The 891-nt window shown below is 44.4% G+C and carries 1 protein-coding gene and 1 pseudogene; both read right to left on the bottom strand.

Annotated features, from left to right (window positions below; genetic code table 11):
• Positions 1 to 509: pseudogene (locus tag GY683_RS08750) on the bottom strand (IS66 family transposase); the annotation flags it as partial.
• An 87-nt stretch (positions 510 to 596) separates the two neighbouring features.
• The coding region (gene tnpB / locus GY683_RS08745) for an IS66 family insertion sequence element accessory protein TnpB (protein ID WP_297288361.1) at positions 597 to 891 on the bottom strand (295 nt) is incomplete at its 5' end.

Genomic DNA, 891 nt, shown 5'->3' with positions numbered 1-891 from the left:
GCATGTCTTGGACGTTTGATCTTGGGATTAGTTTGTTTTTCGATGCAAGACTGGTCTACTGGGTCTTGGCTAATAAGGCTTTCCGCTTCGATAGGTTCAACGGTGGGTAAGCCAGCAAGTTCCTCTTGGCTTATGTCTTTGCGGTAGTCATCTCGTATTTGTTCAAGCGCAGATAAGTCTTCAAGCGCAGATTCTTGGTTTAAGTGGTCTTGCTTAGCAGTTAATCCTTCGCTTTTTTGTCCATACAGCTGATGGATAAGTTTTTTCTGCTTTTCAATAAGATCAAGCACAGTGCAGTATAGTTGTTCATTTTCTTGTTGAACTTTTTTAAGGGCGGTTTGTAGCTTGGTTTCTATCTTTTGAGCATGGATGAGTTGTTGCTGTTGTTGTTTGCTTTGTTGTTCAAGTAATAGATTGATGGCAGCCTGCTGTTTTGCTTGTTGTTCAAGCAGGGCGTTTTGGGCTTCAAGTTCGGCAATGCGTTGCAGGAGTGTTTGAGCGTCGGTCATGGCAGTATTCTGCCATAACCCTTATATATTGTCAGTTTACCCGTGGTGATAGTTGAGATTTTTTGGGTTGATGGTCGTCATGATTGCTTAAAGGCAGAGGGTGATGATTTCTTTGCCTAGGTTGTGCCAAGGTAGTCCGTTAATGAGGGCATGAAATTGCTCATGGCTGATGGTGAGTCCTGTGGTTGGGTTAGGTGCACTGTGATGTCGCATGAGCCGTTCGCTAAGTCCGTGAAATCTGCCGTCATCCAGTGTTCGGGTGCATAGCCAGATGCCGAGTCCATCATGGATGAGTATTTTTAGCCGTGTGCCTGTTTTATTATAAAATAGGTAGGCACAGCCTAGCCGAATGCCTTGATGATGCGCTATGATAAAGGCGAGT

The organism is Moraxella sp. (assembly GCF_024227015.1).
Classification (GTDB): Bacteria; Pseudomonadota; Gammaproteobacteria; order Pseudomonadales; family Moraxellaceae; genus Moraxella.
Note: the sequence above shows the minus strand (reverse complement) of the source record. Positions and strands in the feature narration are given on the sequence as shown.